The organism is Ruegeria sp. AB6 (genome assembly GCF_056542685.1).
The window spans coordinates 360,517-377,150 of record NZ_JBQGAD010000001.1 but is presented as its reverse complement, the minus strand read 5'-3'; the positions used below and the strand labels follow the sequence as shown (position 1 = coordinate 377,150).

The 16,634-nt window shown below is 59.0% G+C and carries 15 protein-coding genes; 7 read left to right on the top strand and 8 right to left on the bottom strand.

Annotated features, from left to right (window positions below; genetic code table 11):
* Window positions 1–4: 4 nt before the first annotated feature.
* Window positions 5–619 carry a hypothetical protein gene (locus ACR0DB_RS01870; RefSeq protein WP_480549090.1) on the top strand — a complete coding sequence of 205 codons (615 nt, stop codon included), beginning with the start codon at window positions 5–7 and terminating at the stop codon, window positions 617–619.
* A gap of 69 nt (window positions 620–688) precedes the next feature.
* The gene (locus tag ACR0DB_RS01865) at window positions 689–1,405 is read left to right on the top strand and encodes an alpha/beta fold hydrolase (protein WP_480548492.1); all 717 of its coding nucleotides are present in this window, start codon (window positions 689–691) and stop codon (window positions 1,403–1,405) included.
* Here ACR0DB_RS01865 and ACR0DB_RS01860 read toward each other — a convergent pair.
* Window positions 1,396–1,980: a DUF6151 family protein gene (locus ACR0DB_RS01860; protein ID WP_480548490.1), complete on the bottom strand. Its 585-nt coding sequence runs from the start codon at window positions 1,978–1,980 to the stop codon at window positions 1,396–1,398. The genes ACR0DB_RS01865 and ACR0DB_RS01860 overlap by 10 nt on opposite strands.
* Window positions 1,981–1,985: 5 nt before the next feature.
* The gene (gene phaZ, locus ACR0DB_RS01855) at window positions 1,986–3,257 is read right to left on the bottom strand and encodes a polyhydroxyalkanoate depolymerase (protein ID WP_170770343.1); all 1,272 of its coding nucleotides are present in this window, start codon (window positions 3,255–3,257) and stop codon (window positions 1,986–1,988) included.
* Between the two features lie 111 nt (window positions 3,258–3,368).
* Here phaZ and ACR0DB_RS01850 point away from each other — a divergent pair, with 111 nt between their 5' ends.
* The 4 genes from ACR0DB_RS01850 to ACR0DB_RS01835 all read left to right on the top strand — a co-directional run bounded on the left by ACR0DB_RS01850 (window position 3,369) and on the right by ACR0DB_RS01835 (window position 7,200).
* Window positions 3,369–5,171: a PHA/PHB synthase family protein gene (locus ACR0DB_RS01850; RefSeq protein WP_170770345.1), complete on the top strand. Its 1,803-nt coding sequence runs from the start codon at window positions 3,369–3,371 to the stop codon at window positions 5,169–5,171.
* A gap of 131 nt (window positions 5,172–5,302) precedes the next feature.
* Complete coding sequence (locus tag ACR0DB_RS01845) at window positions 5,303–5,749, top strand: phasin family protein (protein ID WP_170770646.1); 447 nt, start codon at window positions 5,303–5,305, stop codon at window positions 5,747–5,749.
* Between the two features lie 134 nt (window positions 5,750–5,883).
* Entirely contained in the window at window positions 5,884–6,438 is a 555-nt protein-coding gene (gene phaR, locus ACR0DB_RS01840) for a polyhydroxyalkanoate synthesis repressor PhaR (protein ID WP_480548487.1), read from the top strand.
* Window positions 6,439–6,660: 222 nt separating this feature from the next.
* Window positions 6,661–7,200 (top strand): trypsin-like serine peptidase, encoded by a 540-nt coding sequence (locus tag ACR0DB_RS01835; protein ID WP_480548485.1) that lies wholly within the window; start codon window positions 6,661–6,663, stop codon window positions 7,198–7,200.
* A gap of 3 nt (window positions 7,201–7,203) precedes the next feature.
* Here the strand turns inward: ACR0DB_RS01835 and ACR0DB_RS01830 are convergent, their stop codons facing one another.
* The gene (locus tag ACR0DB_RS01830; protein WP_480548483.1) at window positions 7,204–8,418 is read right to left on the bottom strand and encodes a DegT/DnrJ/EryC1/StrS family aminotransferase; all 1,215 of its coding nucleotides are present in this window, start codon (window positions 8,416–8,418) and stop codon (window positions 7,204–7,206) included.
* A 214-nt stretch (window positions 8,419–8,632) separates the two neighbouring features.
* Here ACR0DB_RS01830 and ACR0DB_RS01825 point away from each other — a divergent pair, with 214 nt between their 5' ends.
* Window positions 8,633–9,457, top strand: a complete 825-nt coding sequence (locus tag ACR0DB_RS01825) for a formylglycine-generating enzyme family protein (protein ID WP_480548481.1) — start codon at window positions 8,633–8,635, stop codon at window positions 9,455–9,457.
* Window positions 9,458–9,604: 147 nt separating this feature from the next.
* Here ACR0DB_RS01825 and ACR0DB_RS01820 read toward each other — a convergent pair whose 3' ends face one another.
* From ACR0DB_RS01820 to ACR0DB_RS01800, 5 genes are all read right to left on the bottom strand, one after another.
* Complete coding sequence (locus ACR0DB_RS01820) at window positions 9,605–10,909, bottom strand: NAD(P)/FAD-dependent oxidoreductase (RefSeq protein WP_480548479.1); 1,305 nt, start codon at window positions 10,907–10,909, stop codon at window positions 9,605–9,607.
* Between the two features lie 6 nt (window positions 10,910–10,915).
* A complete protein-coding gene (locus ACR0DB_RS01815) occupies window positions 10,916–12,274 on the bottom strand; it encodes a glutamine synthetase family protein (protein WP_480548477.1) in 1,359 nt (452 codons plus the stop codon).
* Entirely contained in the window at window positions 12,274–12,954 is a 681-nt protein-coding gene (locus ACR0DB_RS01810; RefSeq protein ID WP_480548475.1) for a type 1 glutamine amidotransferase, read from the bottom strand. Before ACR0DB_RS01810 ends, ACR0DB_RS01815 begins: the two co-directional genes overlap by 1 nt.
* A 59-nt stretch (window positions 12,955–13,013) precedes the next feature.
* Window positions 13,014–14,333, bottom strand: coding sequence for a glutamine synthetase family protein (locus ACR0DB_RS01805; RefSeq protein WP_480549088.1), 1,320 nt, complete (start codon window positions 14,331–14,333; stop codon window positions 13,014–13,016).
* Window positions 14,334–14,444: 111 nt separating this feature from the next.
* Window positions 14,445–16,631: a xanthine dehydrogenase family protein molybdopterin-binding subunit gene (locus tag ACR0DB_RS01800; RefSeq protein ID WP_480548473.1), complete on the bottom strand. Its 2,187-nt coding sequence runs from the start codon at window positions 16,629–16,631 to the stop codon at window positions 14,445–14,447.
* Window positions 16,632–16,634 lie beyond the last annotated feature (3 nt).

Sequence of the window (16,634 nt, the reverse complement as noted above, 5' to 3'; positions counted from 1 at the left end):
CAGTATGTGGAGCCTTGAGACGCTGGGCCGGGTGCGCTTGTCGCGGCATTTCTTCATGCGGGACTTCCTGTATTCCGAAATCGGGAATTTTCATGGGATACAGAACATCCCCGAAAACCCTGATCTAGCCATCGAAACGGGGCGCGCTTTTTGCCAAACCCTGCTGGACCCTTTGGAAGAGACCTTTGGGCGCGTCGCCGTACGCTCGGGTTATCGCGCGCCGTCGCTGAACCTGTTCGGCAACGAAAACAAACTGAACTGTGCCCGCAATGATAACCCGATGGAATGCCATATCTGGGATCGGGGCACGGGCGAGAACCGGATTGCGGGGGCGTCGATCGTGATTCCTTGGTTCGCGGATCAATATGGAACCGGACGCGATTGGCGCGATCTTGCGTGGTGGATGCATGATCATCTGGACTATTCCGAGATCTGGTTCTTTCCCAAGCTCTGCGCGTTCAATCTGGTCTGGAGACCTAATCCGCATCGCCGGATCGATAGCTATATCGCGCCACGCGGATGCCTATTACGGGCGGGGACAGAACCTGATGAGCCCCGGGAAAAGCGGCAAGCGCGCTATGCGGATTTCCCACCCTTTCGGGGCATCGACTATCCCTGAACTTTCCCTTGCCCGGGTGCTGAAAAACGCTCATCCTGCAGGAAAAGTTGATTATTGTGGAGGCTCTGTGTGATTGAGCCGTTGGTTTTACTGCCCGGTTTCATGTGCGATGCGCGCCTGTTCGGGGCTCAGATTTTGTACCTGTCTCATTACCGCGCGGTGACGGTTGCGCCCCTGTCGGTCGGCGAACGGATAGAAGAGATCGCCTCGGGCTTGCTGGACCAGTTGCCGCATCGGTTTGCATTGGGCGGCTTCAGCATGGGCGGGGTTGTGGCGCTTGAGATCGCGCGCCGCGCGCCGGACCGGGTCTCTCGGTTGTGCCTGATGGCGACCGATGCGCAGGCCGATACCCCTCAGATCGCAGCGGGACGTGAAGAGTTGATCGTTGGGGCAAAATCCGGGCGGCTTGAGGATGTGATGACTCGCATGATCGGTTCGGACAGTTTGGCGCCGGGGCCGGAGCGAGTGCCCGTCCTGAACGAAGTGATGGCCATGGCCATTGATCAAGGCCCGGATGTGTTCGAACGGCAAATGCGGGCCATGCAGCGCCGACCGGACCAGCAAGGGGGGTTGCGGTATATCAACGTGCCAACTCTGGTTTTGTGTGGGGCCCATGACCAAATCACCCCAGTGCGCAAACATAGTTTCATGGCTGAGATGATCCCGAATGCCGAACTGCGTGTGATCGAGGAGGCGGGCCATATGGTGCCGCTCGAGGCCCCCGCCGCGGTGACCGAAGCCTTGGAGGCTTGGCTGAACATTCCGGCGCGTTTGGCCTACTTGTAGAGGGCTGCGCGCTCGGGTTTCGTTAGGACGGTCGGTTTGGCCGACGTTTCCCTGGTGTCGGCATCGAAGAAAGGCGTGTTCTTCCAACTGCCAGACAAACGGGACTTCAGCACGCGCGTCACCAGACCAATTGCCGCAGGGCCCAAGCCTTCATGCGCTTGCTTTCCGCCGGGGCGTGGAACAAAGCCGCGTGTACGTACGGGCCCTAGGTCGCTTGGGTCCGGGATGCGGTTCACGATGAACCCGGCGAAAGGAACTTTCGGTGTACGTGAAGTGGTGGCCAGCGGGGCGTTGCAGCAACTGGCGTACCAGCGCAACATCCCTTTGGGGCTGAGCTGCATCAGCGCAAGGTGTTCTGCGCCGTGTTCAAAAACGATCTCCTCGGGCAGCATTTGCAGCACGTCGACCGGGCCAGGGGCAGGGTCGGGTTGTCCAAAATAAAGCTGCGCGGCCCGGCAATCGTGGCAAAAGCATTCCACATGTGTGGACGAAGCGACCCCTGCGGCTGAAATGCGCCCACTCAAAGCACCGCAGGTGCAGGCGAAGGTAGTGTCCTTGGCCGGGCTTTGAACCATGCGCCTCAGGCGACTTTGTTCTTGTTGGCGGCCCGGCGGCGCGGTTTGCGTGTGTTGGCGTTCATGAAGTCGATCACCAGCGGGCGGATATTGTCGCGCCAGCTGCGGCCCGCAAAAATACCGTAGTGCCCCGCGCCGGGTTCCACATGGCTGGCCTTTTTCGCATCGGGCAGACCGGTGCAAAGATCAAGGGCCGCGATACATTGGCCAGGGGCCGAGATATCGTCATTCGCGCCCTCAACTGATTTTACCGCGACATCGGTGATCTTGCCTATATCCACCTTGTGCCCGGCCACCACAAATTCATTCCGCGCAATTTCGCGGTTTTTGAAGATGCGTTCGACGGTAGACAGGTAGAACTCGGCCGTCATGTCCATCACTGCCAGATACTCATCGTAGAAACGGTTGTGCGCGTCATGATCCGAGGCCTCGCCCCGCATGACACGCTGGATCTGGTCGGTGAAGGCCTTGCTGTGGCGCTCTCCGTTCATCGACATGAACGAGGCCAACTGCAACAGGCCGGGATAGACCATGCGGCCGACGCCTTTGTACTTAAAGCCCACACGCTGGATCATGGTTTCTTCCAGCTGGCCCATTGTAACGCGGCGGCCAAAATCGGTGACATCCGTCGGAGTCGCGTCTGGATCGACCGGCCCACCGATCAGTGTCAGAGTGCTGGGTTGTGCCTTGGGTTCCACCTCGGCCAGGTAAGCCGTGGCAGCCAGGGTAAGGGGCGCGGGCTGGCATACGGCAACAACATGTGTTTCCGGGCCAAGTTCTTTCATGAAATCGACAAGGTAGAGTGTATAGTCCTCGACATCGAACTTGCCTTCGGACACAGGGATATCGCGCGCATTATGCCAATCGGTGACATAAACTTCGCAATTGACCAGCAGGCTTTTGACTGTCGATCGCAGCAACGTCGCATAGTGGCCCGACATTGGGGCAACCAGCAGAACCTTGCGCGGCTGTTCTTCGCGACCGTTGACGCGGATGTGGATCAGGTCGCCAAACGCACGCTCGACCACCGGCACGATGTCGACAAGATGGTCCTTGCCATCTTCGCAGGTGAAGGTGCGAATGCCCCAGTCAGGCTTGACAATCATGCGCTGGAATGTGCGTTCCGTGACCTCGCCCCAGGCTGCCATCATGCTGAACGCAGGGTTCGGCACCATCGAAAACAACGGGTAAGAGGCCATCGCACTGGCGGTCGCACCCATCCATTGATTGGTGTTGCGCATGGTTTCCATCAGATCATAGGTCATCATGTAGCGCATCGGGCGAACCTCCTGAGTGACAGCCCTAAACTTCGGACCATTCGTCGCTTTGCGCTGCGGCTGCCGCGACGTTATTCTGCATAGCAGCAAGATTACGGGGGAATTGTTAAAATGACAACAAGTGAAGACCAGGCGCAGGAATTGTCCGCAGAACATCTTGAACGGCTTAAAGAAAATATGAACAAAGTCGAAGAGCTGTCGAAGCGGCTGGTCGAGGTCATGGCCGGGAAGAAGGCGCATTCCCCCGCGTTGGACGGCCCGAATCAAGAGCTTTTCGCAAAAGCAGCAACGGCATATATGGCCGAGGCTTGGCAAAATCCCGCCAAGCTGTTGGAACACCAGATTGCCTATTGGAGCAAGTCTGTCATGAACTTTGCCGAAGCGCAGCAGGCGCTGACAACGGGCGAAGTTGAGGGGGCGGCACCAGTAGCCAAAGACAAACGTTTTGCCAATCCGCTTTGGGAGACTAACCCTTATTTCCGCTTCGTCCGCCAGCAATACCAGACAAATGCCGATGCGATTTCAGAAGCAGTGGCCTCGGTCGATGACATGGATGCCAAAGACAAGCAGCGTCTTCACTTTTTTTCGCAACAGATCATCAACATGATGTCTCCGACAAATTTTCTGGCCACAAACCCTGATGCGCTGGAAAAAGCGGTCGAGACTGAAGGTCAGTCGCTGATCAAAGGGCTGGAGAACCTTGTTTCCGATCTGGAGGCCAATGATGGCGAGATGGTTGTTCGACTGGCGGATGACAGCGCCTTTGAAGTGGGCGGCAATATCGCCACGACACCGGGAGAGGTGGTCTATCGCAACCGGTTGATGGAGCTGATCCAGTACAAACCGGCAACCGAGACAGTGCATGAAACGCCGATTGTCCTGTTCCCGCCCTGGATCAACAAATTCTACATTCTGGACCTCAAAGCCCAGAACAGCCTGATCAAATGGGTAACGGAGCAGGGCTACACCCTATTTGTCGTCAGTTGGGCAAATGCGAACGCATCCCACGCCGAAATCGGCATGGGGGACTATATTGAAGAAGGTTACCTGACCGCGATCGAGCAGGTGAAGGACATTTGCAAGGTCAAGCAAGTCAATGCGGTCGGCTATTGCATCGCGGGCACCACACTAAGCCTGACGCTTTCGCTGTTGAAGCAGCGCGGGGACAAGTCGATCAAGTCGGCCACGTTCTTCACCACTCTGACCGATTTTGGCGAACAGGGAGAGTTCACCCCGTTTCTGCAAAACGACTTCGTCAACGGCATCGAAGACCAGATCGGTAAGGATGGCGTGCTAAAAGCCTGGGTCATCGGGCGAACCATGTCCTTTCTGCGCTCCAACGACCTGATCTACGGCCCCGCAATCCGCAGCTACATGATGGGCGAAACACCTCCGGCGTTTGATTTGTTGTACTGGAACGGAGATGGGGCCAACCTGCCAGGCCGCATGGCGGTCGAGTATTTGCGTGGGCTGTGTCAAAGCAATGATTTTGTCACGGACGGGTTTGAACTGTTGGGGCACAAGCTGCATATCCGGGATGTCGACGTGCCGTTAATGTCAATCACCTGCGAGACCGATCATATCGCGGCCTGGAAAGACTGTTACCGCGGCGTGCAGCAGATGGGGTCACGGTCGAAAACTTTTGTGGTGTCGGAATCGGGTCATATCGCAGGCATCGTGAATCCGCCCAGCAAAAAGAAATACGGGCATTATACCAACCCAGACATGCAGCTGGACGCTGACAGCTGGATGAAGGATGCCGATTTCCATGAAGGGTCCTGGTGGCCGCTTTGGGAAGCGTGGTTGAGAAAGCGGTCTGGCAAGCAGATTCCGGCGCGTGAGCCGGGCGATTCGAACCACCCGTCTCTGTGTCCCGCGCCCGGTACCTATGTATTGGCCAAAGCAACTGATTGATTAGTAAGGGAATCCGAAGTTTTTTCTGCGTTGCAGCAAAAAAATCTTGCAATGCTGCGATGCAGCAATCATATTGTCCTCAAGCTGATGAAAACCGGGGCGGGCCCGGTTCGGCAAAAAGGATTTGGACAATGGCAAAGACCCCTGACTTCACCGCGACCCTGAAAGACATCATGGGCGCATTCCCCGTTGACACTTCCGCTCTGGAAGGTGCCTTCAAGTCGACCGCAACCCTGAACGAAAAACTGTCGGGTGTTGCTCTGGAAGCTGCAGAGAAATCGGCAGAAATCTCGAACAAATGGACCAAAGACACTCTGGCCAAACTGACCGAGATGTCGAAAGCAAAGGCAGAGCCTGCCGACTACGCAAAAGCCGCAACCGACTTCGCAAGCGCGTCGGCTGAAGTTGCCGCAGAAAACCTGGCTGCTTTCGCTGAAATCGCGAAAAAAGTTCAGAGCGAAACCGTCGAGCTGCTGATGGCTGCCGGTAAAGACGCTGCAGAAGACGCAACTGCTGCTGTCAAGAAAGCCACCAACGAGGTGACTGCTGCTGCCAAGAAAGCAACAGCTGCCAAGTAAGTAAGGCCGCGAGGCGCACCCATTCCTCCCATCTGGTGCAATCGCGTTGGGCAGGTCGAAAGACCTGCCCTTTCTTTTTGTTCTGCAGTCGCATAATCTCTGCTGCAACGCATCATCCTTGGGGAGGGTAAACGGTGTCAGAACAAGAAAAACCGTTGCTGATCAAACGCTATGCCAGCCGTCGGCTGTATAACACCGAGACCAGCGACTACGTCACGCTAGAGGATATCGCGGTGTTCATTCGCGATGGGCGCGAAGTGCAGATTATCGACCTGAAGACAGGGGATGACCTGACACGCCAATATCTGCTGCAAATCATTGCGGAACATGAAAGCCGGGGCGAAAACGTGCTGCCGGTGAACGTGCTGAACGATCTGGTCCGCAGTTACATGCTGCCGGGAGGTGGAATGATGCCGCAGTTCTTGCAAAGCTCGTTCGATATGCTGCGCGAAAGCCAGTCCAAGATGATGGAGAACATGAACGCCATGAACCCGATGTCCCAGATGCCCGGGTTCGAGGCGATGCAGGCGCAGCAACAGGCTTTTCTGAAGGCGATGACCGGCGGATTGTCTGGCCAGTGGTCTGGCCCCGACAAGGAAGATGAGGCCAGATCCGAACCGAAAGAAGATCTGGACGACATCAAAAAGCAGCTTGCCGAGCTTCAGCAGAAACTATCCAAACTGAACTGAACCTGCCATGCGCTGGGTGCTGACGGGCGTCGTGCTGTGTTGGGCAACGCTCGTTTATGCGCAAGGGCAGTTTTCTGAGCCGTGGTCGCCGATCTGCACGCTTGGGTCTGCTGCGGATGATGGTTGCGCAGATATCCGTGCCCGCGAAATACTGGATGCGGCTGAACCGCCATGGCGCGCAATCGGACGAGTCAATTTTGCCAGCAGGGCCCAGCGATCTCATTGCACCGGCGTTTTGGTGCGGATGATCTGGTTCTGACCGCCGCGCATTGCCTTTACAATGCCGCGCGTCAGCTCTGGATACCGCCATCCAATATCCGCTTTGCTGCTGGGTATCAGCGAGGGGAGGCCTCCGCGGTCTCGACCGCCAAGCGCTATGTCCTGCCCGAAGGCCAAGGCACTGCATTCAATGACGGACCTGAACTGGATTGGGCGGTGCTTGAACTGGAGAACCCGATTGGCCGGACGTTGGGTTCTTTTCCTCTGACAGAGCAGGATATGTTGACCGGATTGGTCGCGGGTTATGCTGGGGTGCGGCCGCATGTCCTCAGCCGTGCGAACCCATGTCCGGTTGTTCGGCGGACTGATGCGCTGATGATCGCGCGTTGCCCTGTAATGATGGGGGATTCCGGCGCGCCCTTATTGATCGACACGCCATCAGGGCTGGCTGTGGCTGGTGTCTTATCGCGCGTCGCCGCAACCCCCGAAGGGATCGCGGCGCTGTTTGTGTCCAGCCGAGTTGTCTACGTACCCTCGCACTGACGCTCAGGTGCCGAACGCCATCTCGGGGGCGGTGACCTCACCGACCGAGGCCAGCAGGATGTCGGCAATCACGTCCAGCTCTTCCCGTGTCAGGCGGACGGGCAGCCGAACGTCGCAGGCTTTCATCAGCATGTCGCGCGTTTGGGGCAGATCGACCTGTTCGGGCAGGAACTGCCAGTTCCAGAAGGCGCGGGCGTTGTCTTCGCTCAGGCCAAAGACCTGAACCTTGACGCCTCGCGCCTCGGATGCTGCGGCAAAGGCGCGGATATCATCATCGCTCAGGTTCACTAGGTTGAACTGGATCGAATCCGGTGCACGTTGTTCCGGCGCAAGCGGGGCAGGGACGTTGATATAAGGCGAGGTGTTCAATCGGTCGGCCACGTAGTCGTGATTGGCGAGCCCGTCTTTGACGCGGCGCGCCAGCTCTGGGATCTGCGGCCGGATCACGGCGGCGCTGAGGTTGCTCATCCGCAAATTATACAGCGGCAATTGGTTCTGCCAGCGAGAAAAGGCTTGCTCCAATTCGGGCGAGTTGTCGCCATGCGGGCCTTTGTGTTTTTTCCAGTTATGCTCATACGCGCCCGACATGATCACGGCGCGGGCCACCAGATCGGCGTCGTCGGTGATCAGAATGCCACCTTCGCCCGCGTTGATCATCTTGTAGGACTGGAATGAGAAACAGCCGACCTTGCCAATCGTGCCGATATTGCGCCCATGCCAGGTGGTGCCCAGCGAATGGGCCGCATCCTCGATCACGGGAATATCGCGCGCATCGCACAACGCCATGATTGCGTCCATGTCGGAAGTATGCCCGCGCATATGGCTGATGATGACGGCCTGAACACTGTCCAGCTTGGCCTCGAAATCGGCCATGTCGATGCGATAATTCTCGCCCACTTCGCACAAAACCGGAATGCAATCCGCATGGACGACCGAGGACGGCACGGCCGCAAATGTAAATCCGGGGATCAGCACCTGCGCATCCCGCGGCAGGCCCAACGCCTTGAGCGACAGGAACAAAGCGGCCGAGCAGGACGATACGGCCAGCGCATATTTCGTGCCCAAGAGGGCCGCGAATTCGCTTTCCAGCAGCGCAACAGGCGCGTCTTGCGGCGCGGTATAGCGGAACAGGTCGCCCGACTGCATCAGGGCGTCGATGGCCTCACGCGCGGCGGCAGGGATGGGTTCGGCGTCATGAACGTTAGGAGGAAGCGTCATATTTGATTTTCCCAAATTCTATCTTTGGAAAAAATAAAGCTAAAAGAATTTCAATCCAAGCCCCTACGTGAACATGCTGCGAAATTTCACCGAACTGTTGTATTTGAGGGCAATTGCATCCCGACCGCCGGATTGCGTCTTGTATCCGTAGGGGAATCCGGGTGGCAATGGGACAATCTACATGTTGCATTTCACGGTCCGGATTGTTGCCATCATGCTTGCTAGACTTGCTTTTTCACTGTCCATTCTCGCTCTGCCAGCTCATGCGCAATACGTCCTGTCCGACGGAACCGAAGTCGCGCCGCTTGAGATGTTCCAGGAATGCGACGTCTGCCCCGAGATGATCGTGTTGCCGTTGGGAGAGTTTCTGATGGGCGCTGCACCGGGAGAATCCAAGCGCAACTTCCATTGGGACAAAAAGGGATTTCGTCTTGCGACACCGGAAGAGCCCTATATCGCCCATCACGAGGGACCGCTTCACCAAGTAACGATCGATATGCCTATCGCAATGGGGCGCAGCGAGGTGACCCATGATCAATGGATGGCCTGCGTCAACGACGGAGGTTGCGGGGGGCATATCCCGCGTGCTTGCACACCGCGCATTGATGGGCCGTGCATAGACATTCGTGGTAATTACCCGGTCGTCGATGTGTCATATCTGGACGGGCTTGCATATACAAAATGGCTCAACCAGAAAGTGGGGGGCGAAGTTTATCGCCTACCCACTGAGGCAGAGTGGGAATACGCGGCCCGCGCTGGGACGCAGACGCCCTTTGCTCAGGGTGAGGAAGTCACCACCGATCAGGTCAACTTCCGCGGCAAGCCGACCGAAGAGATGCTGGGTGTAAAGCGCCCTGATCTGGCGCGGCGAGGCCATCCGGTTCGAGTAGATGAGCTCGACGCCGCAAATGAGTGGGGATTCCGGCATATGTCAGGGAATGTAGCCGAAAGAACAATGTCTTGTTGGAGTTACAGGCACAAAACTTGGAACTCGTCCAGCTTGTACCTCGAAATGTCTGCTTCGACGAATTGTGGCTAGAGAGTTGGCCGTGGTGGAACGTACTGGACGGCAATGGATTTCTCGCGCGTTGCCACGCGTGGTCCAATTCGAGCGGACGCCAGATCGCAATCTAGCGGTTTTCGTGTGTTGAGACAGTTTGCGCCGCCGCGTTTGGCTACTTTTCAATCAAACTCCCAACCGATCCCGCAACGCAAACCACGTCATCGCCAGCACCAGCAGGGGGTTGCGCAGGGCGGGGCCTCCGGGGAAGGGCAGGGCGGGGACGCGGGCCATGGTGTCGAACCCTTCGGCTTGGCCTTGGATGGCCAGCGCCATCAACTGTCCCGCATGGGTTGCCGTGCCAACCCCATGGCCGGAATAGCCCGAGGCGGACAGGATATTGGGCGCAACCCGCGTCAGATACGGCATCCGCCGCATGGTGATCGCCAGTGTGCCGCCCCAGGCATAGTCGATCTTGACGTCGCGCAGGTGTGGGAAAATCTCTGTCATCGGTTTGCGGACTTTGGCGGCGATGTCCGCCGGGAAGCGATAGCCATAGCTTTCGCCGCCACCAAACAGCAGCCGGTTATCGGCGCTGAGGCGGAAATAGTTCACCACGAATTTCGTATCGGCCACCGCTACGTCACGGGTCAGAACACGGGCAGCATCTGTGCCCAAAGGTTCGGTCGCAGCGATGAAATTGTTGATCGGCATGACCCGCGCAGCGACCTTGCTGTTCAGGCCCCCCAGATATCCGTTGCAGGCCAGAATGACGTGATCGGCCGTGACCTTGCCCTGCGCGGTGTGAACGATGGCGGGTGAGGTCTCCTCGACCCCCGTCACCTCGGTGCCTTCATATATCCGCACGCCTGCCTTGGCCGCTGCCTGCGCCAGACCCAGCGCATAGTTCAGCGGATGCAGATGCGCCGCACCCATATCCAGATAGCCTCCGCGATAGGCGGGCGAGGGGCACAGACCGTGGCCCGCGCCTTCGTCCAGCAGCTCCATCTGGTCATAGCCATAGCGGTCAGACAAGTGAGCCGCGTGATCGTGCAATTCCTGCTGTTCTCCGCTGGACAGGCCTAGAACGGCAACGCCCGGTTTCAGGTCGCAGTCGATCTGGTGTTTCGCAATCAGCGATTTGACCAGTGCCTTCGCATCCTCGGCAAGATCCCACAGCTTCACCGCATCGTCATCACCAACCAGCCGCTCAAGGTCTTCCTGATCCATCCGTTGTGCGCTGCCCAACTGACCGCCATTGCGGCCCGACGCACCAAAGCCCACGCGATGCGCCTCAAGCAGCACCACGCTGAACCCGGCCTCGGCCAGATGCAGCGCTGCGGACAGGCCAGTATAGCCGCCGCCGACCACGCAGACATCCGCCTTTTCATTGCCAGTCAGCGCGGGAAACCGGTCGATAGGATTGACCGTGGCCGCGTACCAGCTGGCTGGATATTCAGCCTTGCGGTCGTTGGAATAAAGCAGGTTCATCGCAGTTCAGACATTCATCAGCAGATGCTCACGCTCCCACGGAGAGATAACCTGCAGGAACTCTTCATACTCGGCGCGTTTGACGATGCCGTAGACGCGGGCAAATTCGGGGCCCAGAACCTCGTGCAGGGCGGTCGCCTCATCAAACAGGTCCAGAGCATTGCCCATGACCTGAGGGATATCGCCTTCGCCTTCGTAAGCGTCGCCATAAAACTGACGGCGTGGGCGTTCCTGTTGGACCAAGCCCAGATAGCCACAGGCCAGTGACAGCGCGATGCCCAGATAGGGGTTGCAGTCCATCCCGGCGATGCGGTTTTCGACCCGGCGCGCCTCGGGCCCCGACAGCGGCACGCGGATGCCGGTGGTGCGGTTGTCGCGTGCCCATTCCAGATTGATCGGCGCGGCGTGATCTTTCACGTAGCGGCGATACGAGTTCACATAGGGCGCCATCACCGCCAGACCCGAGGGCAGGTGGTTCTGCAACCCGGCGATGAAGTGGTAAAACGCGTCCGTCTCGCCCCCTTGCGGGCCCGAGAAAATGTTCTGCCCGGTCTCCATGTCGATGATCGAATGGTGGATATGCATGGCCGAGCCGGGCTCATCCACAATCGGTTTCGCCATGAAGGTGGCAAAGCAGTTGTGGCGCAGGGCGGCTTCGCGGATCAGGCGTTTGAAATAAAAGACCTCATCTGCCAGCTTGACCGGATTGCCGTGGCGCAAGTTGATCTCCAGCTGGCCCGCTCCGCCTTCTTGGGTGATGCCGTCAATCTCGAACCCTTGGTGTTCGGCGAAATCGTAGATGTCGTCTATCACCGGGCCGAATTCGTCCACGGCCGTCATCGAGTAAGCCTGCCGCGCGGCCGCCGGACGGCCCGAGCGGCCCATCATCGGCTTGATACTTTGCGCGGGATCCACGTTGGGGGCAACCAGAAAGAACTCCATCTCGGGCGCGACGACGGGTTTCCAGCCCTTGTCGTGATACAGTTGCACCACGCGTTTCAGGACGTTGCGCGGGCTGAACGGGATTGGGTTGTCATCGCGGTCGTAGGCATCGTGGATTACCTGCAGCGTCCAGTCGCCGGTCCACGGTGCGGCGGATGCAGTCGTAAAGTCCGGCTTCAGGATCATGTCCCGTTCGATGAACCCATCTTCGCCCGCGGCCTCGCCCCAATCACCGGTGATGGTCTGGTAAAAGATGCTGTCTGGCAGGTGGAAATAAGATTGCTTGGCGAATTTCGAGGCGGGCACTGCCTTGCCGCGCGCGATACCGGGCAGGTCCGAGATGATGCATTCGACCTCATCCAGTCGGTGGCCGTCGAAATAGCTGCGGGCTGCCTGCGGCAGTTGATCTGTCCAGTCGGCCATCAGGCCCTCTCTTTCTTCAAAAACTCCGCCATGAATTGCCCGATCTTTGGGTTGTCGTCATTGGCAGGCAGGCGGTTTGTGGCCGCTTGCATCAATTCGTCAGGCACAAGGCCCTTGCCGCGTGTCTCAATCAGGCCCTGGATAAAGCTGTCACCATATTCGGGGTGGGCCTGTACGGTCCAGATCGTGTCGCCATAAGCCACCATGGCGTTGCGACAGAAATCGTTGGTGCCGGTGACACGCGCGCCGTCGGGTAGGGCGACTACCTGATCCTGATGCCACGCATTCAGCGTAACTGTCTGGCCATCAAGGTCATAGTCGGTGCGCCCAACGGCCCAGCCACCCTGAAATTTCTCGACCTTGCCGCCTAGTGCCTGAGCGATAATCTGATGCCCGAAACACACCCCAATCAACGGCTGGCCACGGTCCCGGATGGCTCGGATCAGGTCTTCAAGCGGCGGTATCCAGGGATGGTCCTCATAGGCGCCATGGCGCGAGCCGGTGATGACCCAGCCCTCAGCCGCATCCGTGCTGGCGGGAAACTCTCCATCAACGACGTTGTAGGTTTCGAACGTGAACCCGTTCCCCCCAAGCAAGGCACGGAACATGCCGTCATAGGTGCCGAACTCACCGTACAGTTCGTCCGGGGGGTGGCCGGTTACAAGGATGCCGATTTTCATGAGTCACCAAATTTGATCAAATTCATTCTAACGAACCCAAAGGGGCCGGGCAAGGGGGGTCAGACGGCCTCGACGTAGCTTAGCCAGTGCTCTTCGGGGGGACGCTCGGCGAAGCGTCGGACTTCCTGCCGTTTGGTCATCGCCAGAAAGCGGATCAAATCAGCAGGGAAGATGCGCGCCACTTTGGGGTCGGATTCGAAGGTAGTGATCGCGGCCTCCCAATCGCCCGCCAGTTGGGGCAGGCCACCGATTTCATAGGCGTTGCCGGTGATCGGGGCGGGCGGCTGAGCTGCGTCCTCGATCCCGTTCATCGCGGCACCCAGAACGGCGGCCAGCATCAGGTAGGGGTTGATGTCGCCACCGGCCACGCGATGTTCAATCCGGCGGGCGGCAGGGGCACCGCCGGGAATGCGCAGGGCAGCGGTGCGGTTCTCGTAAGCCCAACTTGCACCGGTGGGCGCGTGGGCACCGGGCACGAGCCGGGTGTAGGAATTGCCGTGCGGCGCAAAGATCAGCGTGCTACCGGGCATCGCCGCCAGACACCCTGCAACTGCGTGGCGCAGCGTGTCCGTCCCCTCGGGGCCGCCATTGTCAAAGACGTTCCGACCGGCCTGATCCACGACCGAGAAATGCACATGCATCCCGTTGCCCGCATCATCAGCATAGGGTTTGGACATGAACGTTGCGGTAAACCCGTGCTTGCGGGCAAGTCCGCGCGTCAATACCTTGAAAAGCAATGTATCGTCGGCGCAACGCATCGCATCCTGATGGTTCAGGTTAATTTCGAACTGGCCGATGCCGCTTTCGGAAATGGCGGTCTGGGCGGGGATGCCCATCGCGGCGCAGCCATCGTAAAGCTCGGTGAAAAAGGCATCGAACGCGTCCATCTCGGCCATGGACAGAACAGCCTCATCCACCAGCCTGCGCCCGGTAATGGGGTTCATCGGCGGTTGTGGCTGCGCGCCCGAGGAATCGAGCAGAGTGAATTCCAGCTCGGTCGCCGCGATTACCGACCAGCCGCGCTGGGTATAACGGTCCAGCACAGCGCCAAGCGCGTGGCGGGGGTCTCCGGCGAAGGGGGTGCCGTGGTCGTCGTACAGACCCATGGGCACCAGTGCGGTGTCCACCTCAAGCCAAGGCATTGGGACCGCGCCGCGATCGGTAGGCAGCAGCACACCATCGGCATCACCGGATTCAAACACCAGCGGACTGCCGTCAATATCCGCGCCCCACAGATCCACATTCAGCGCCGAGAACGGCATCCGCACGGACCCATTGTCCAGCTTGTCGGAATACGAGGGCGGCACGCGTTTGCCCCGCAACTGACCGTTCAGGTCACAGGCTGCAACGCGAAAACTGTGCAAGGCGCTCAGGTCCATCGGGGGCTCCATCATTGTGGTTCTCCCGAGGTTTAGTCGACACGGCGCGCCTTGTCACGAAATTTGATCAAATTAACCCCGCGCCGAGTTCAGGCGGCGCGGGGCAGGGGGTCAGGCGAAGCTGACACCGTTTTCGGCCATCGGATGCTCGGCCACCAGAACGCCTGACATCGCGTGGATCGCATTGGCCAGTGCCGGTGCCGACGGAGGCGTTCCGGGCTCGCCCACACCGGTCGGCGCCTCGGCAGAGGGCACGATATGCACGTCGATGGCGGCGATATCACTGATGCGCAGCGGCTCGTAATCCGGGAAGTTGGACTGATCGACCGCCCCGCTTGTCAGCGTGATCTGGTCACGCATCACATGGCCGATGCCATAGCCGATGCCGCCTTCCATCTGCGCTTTGACCACATCCGGGTTCACCGCGATGCCGCAATCCACGGCACAGGTGACCTTTTCGATCTTGATGCCGTCTTCCGGATCGCCCGAGATTTCAACGACCTCGGCCGCATAAGACCCAAAGGATTTATGCACCGCGATTCCTTGCGAACGGCCAGCAGGCGCATTGCCCCAGCCCGCTTTTTCAGCGGCCAGTTTCAAAACGGCGGCTTTGCGCTGCTGATCGGGGTTGGCGCTGTCCGACAGATGGGCCAGACGGAATTCAACCGGGTCACGACCTGCGGCTTCGGCCACTAGGTCCATCATAGTTTCCATCGCATAGGCTGTATGGGTATGACCCACCGAGCGCCACCACAAAACCGTTGTCGCCTTGGGTGTGTCGGTCAGGCCAACGGCCATTCCAGGGATGGCATATGGGCTGTCAGCCACACCTTCGACCGAGCTGTGATCGACGCCGTCATGCACCAGAACGGCCTCGAACGCGGTGCCTTTTATCACCGATTGCCCGGCGATCTGATGTTGCCAGCCAACGATTTTACCGTCCGTATCCAGACCCACACGGACTTTATGGCCAAAGGCGGGGCGATAGTAACCGCTGCGAATGTCATCCTCCCGCGTCCAGACCAGTTTCACTGGGCGCGAGCGATCGGTGACCACAAAGGCCAGCGCGGCTTCGACCTGATAGTCCGCATCGGGCGTGGCGCGACGGCCAAAGGAACCACCAGCCAGCATAGTCTTGATGTGGATCTTCTCGGGTGGCAGCTGGAATATCTGCTGATAGGCCATATGAGGGCCCGTCGGCATCTGTGCGCCGTCATGCAGGACGATGTCACCCTCAGCAGTTTGTTCGATGGTGCAGTTCAACGGCTCCATCGGTGCGTGGGCCAGCAGTGGGAAGTAGAAGGTCTTTTCGACCACCTTATCCGCGCCGTCGATGGCTGCCGAAACCGTTCCAACATCCGCCTTGTTCACGTTGTAGGTGGGTTCAGCATCCAGCGCGGCCATGATCTCGGACCTGATTTGATCCGAGTCGCGGGTCTCGGCCCCCGACATGTCCCAGTCGACCTCAAGCGCGTCGCGCGCCTGGATCGCGGCCCAAGTGTTTTCGGCATAGACCGCAACGCCCGCCTGATTGGGCAGAACGGCGGCACTGATATAGCCTTTGACCTCTTTCGATGCGCTGTCATCAAAGCCAAGTGCGACACCGCCCTTGGATTCCGGGCGCTTGATCATCGCGACCATCTGGTTCGGCAGATGCACATCCATCGCATACATCGCTTGACCGTTGCCCTTGATAGCCGAGTCCTTGCGGCGCACGGCTGCGTTGCCGATCAGGCGGAACTCGGACGGGTCTTTCAGGCGTGGCTCGGCCGGCGCTTCTAGCTGAGCAGCGGCTGCCACGAACTCCGCAATCGGAGCGGACTTGTCACCGGCCTTGACGATGCCTTCTTCGATGGTAATGCCCGACGCATCCACGCCCCAGCTTTGGGCGGCGGCGTTGATCAGCATCTCGCGTGCGGCAGCGCCTGCCTGGCGATATTGCAGCCAGGAATTCGCCATCGCGGTAGATCCGCCGGTGCCCTGGAAAGGACCGAACAGAAGGTTGTTATAGACATTCGGGTCCGACGGCGCGAATTCATATTCGATCTGATCCATGGTCAGGCCGATTTCCTCGGCGATCAGCGTCGGCAGGCCGGTGGCCGGGCCTTGACCCTTTTCAAAATGCTTCACGATGGCCGTCACTGTGCCATCAGCATCGATTTTCACGAAGGGGTTGAACTGAGCGGTCTCGGACGAGGCCGCCGCCAGCGCGCCATCGGGGCGGGCGCCGACCAGCAGTACGGCACCGGCAGCAGCGGCGCCTTTCAGAAACCCACGGCGAGAGGTGTTGATGGTCATGGA

Coding starts and splice junctions, on each gene's coding strand:
- ACR0DB_RS01870 (WP_480549090.1), top strand. CDS start 5: ATGTGGAGCCTTGAGACGCTGGGCCGGGTGCGCTTGTCGCGGCATTTC.
- ACR0DB_RS01860 (WP_480548490.1), bottom strand. CDS start 1,980: ATGGTTCAAAGCCCGGCCAAGGACACTACCTTCGCCTGCACCTGCGGT.
- phaZ (WP_170770343.1), bottom strand. CDS start 3,257: ATGCGCTACATGATGACCTATGATCTGATGGAAACCATGCGCAACACC.
- ACR0DB_RS01850 (WP_170770345.1), top strand. CDS start 3,369: ATGACAACAAGTGAAGACCAGGCGCAGGAATTGTCCGCAGAACATCTT.
- ACR0DB_RS01845 (WP_170770646.1), top strand. CDS start 5,303: ATGGCAAAGACCCCTGACTTCACCGCGACCCTGAAAGACATCATGGGC.
- ACR0DB_RS01830 (WP_480548483.1), bottom strand. CDS start 8,418: ATGACGCTTCCTCCTAACGTTCATGACGCCGAACCCATCCCTGCCGCC.
- ACR0DB_RS01825 (WP_480548481.1), top strand. CDS start 8,633: ATGCTTGCTAGACTTGCTTTTTCACTGTCCATTCTCGCTCTGCCAGCT.
- ACR0DB_RS01820 (WP_480548479.1), bottom strand. CDS start 10,909: ATGAACCTGCTTTATTCCAACGACCGCAAGGCTGAATATCCAGCCAGC.
- ACR0DB_RS01815 (WP_480548477.1), bottom strand. CDS start 12,274: ATGGCCGACTGGACAGATCAACTGCCGCAGGCAGCCCGCAGCTATTTC.
- ACR0DB_RS01810 (WP_480548475.1), bottom strand. CDS start 12,954: ATGAAAATCGGCATCCTTGTAACCGGCCACCCCCCGGACGAACTGTAC.
- ACR0DB_RS01805 (WP_480549088.1), bottom strand. CDS start 14,333: ATGGACCTGAGCGCCTTGCACAGTTTTCGCGTTGCAGCCTGTGACCTG.
- ACR0DB_RS01800 (WP_480548473.1), bottom strand. CDS start 16,631: ATGACCATCAACACCTCTCGCCGTGGGTTTCTGAAAGGCGCCGCTGCT.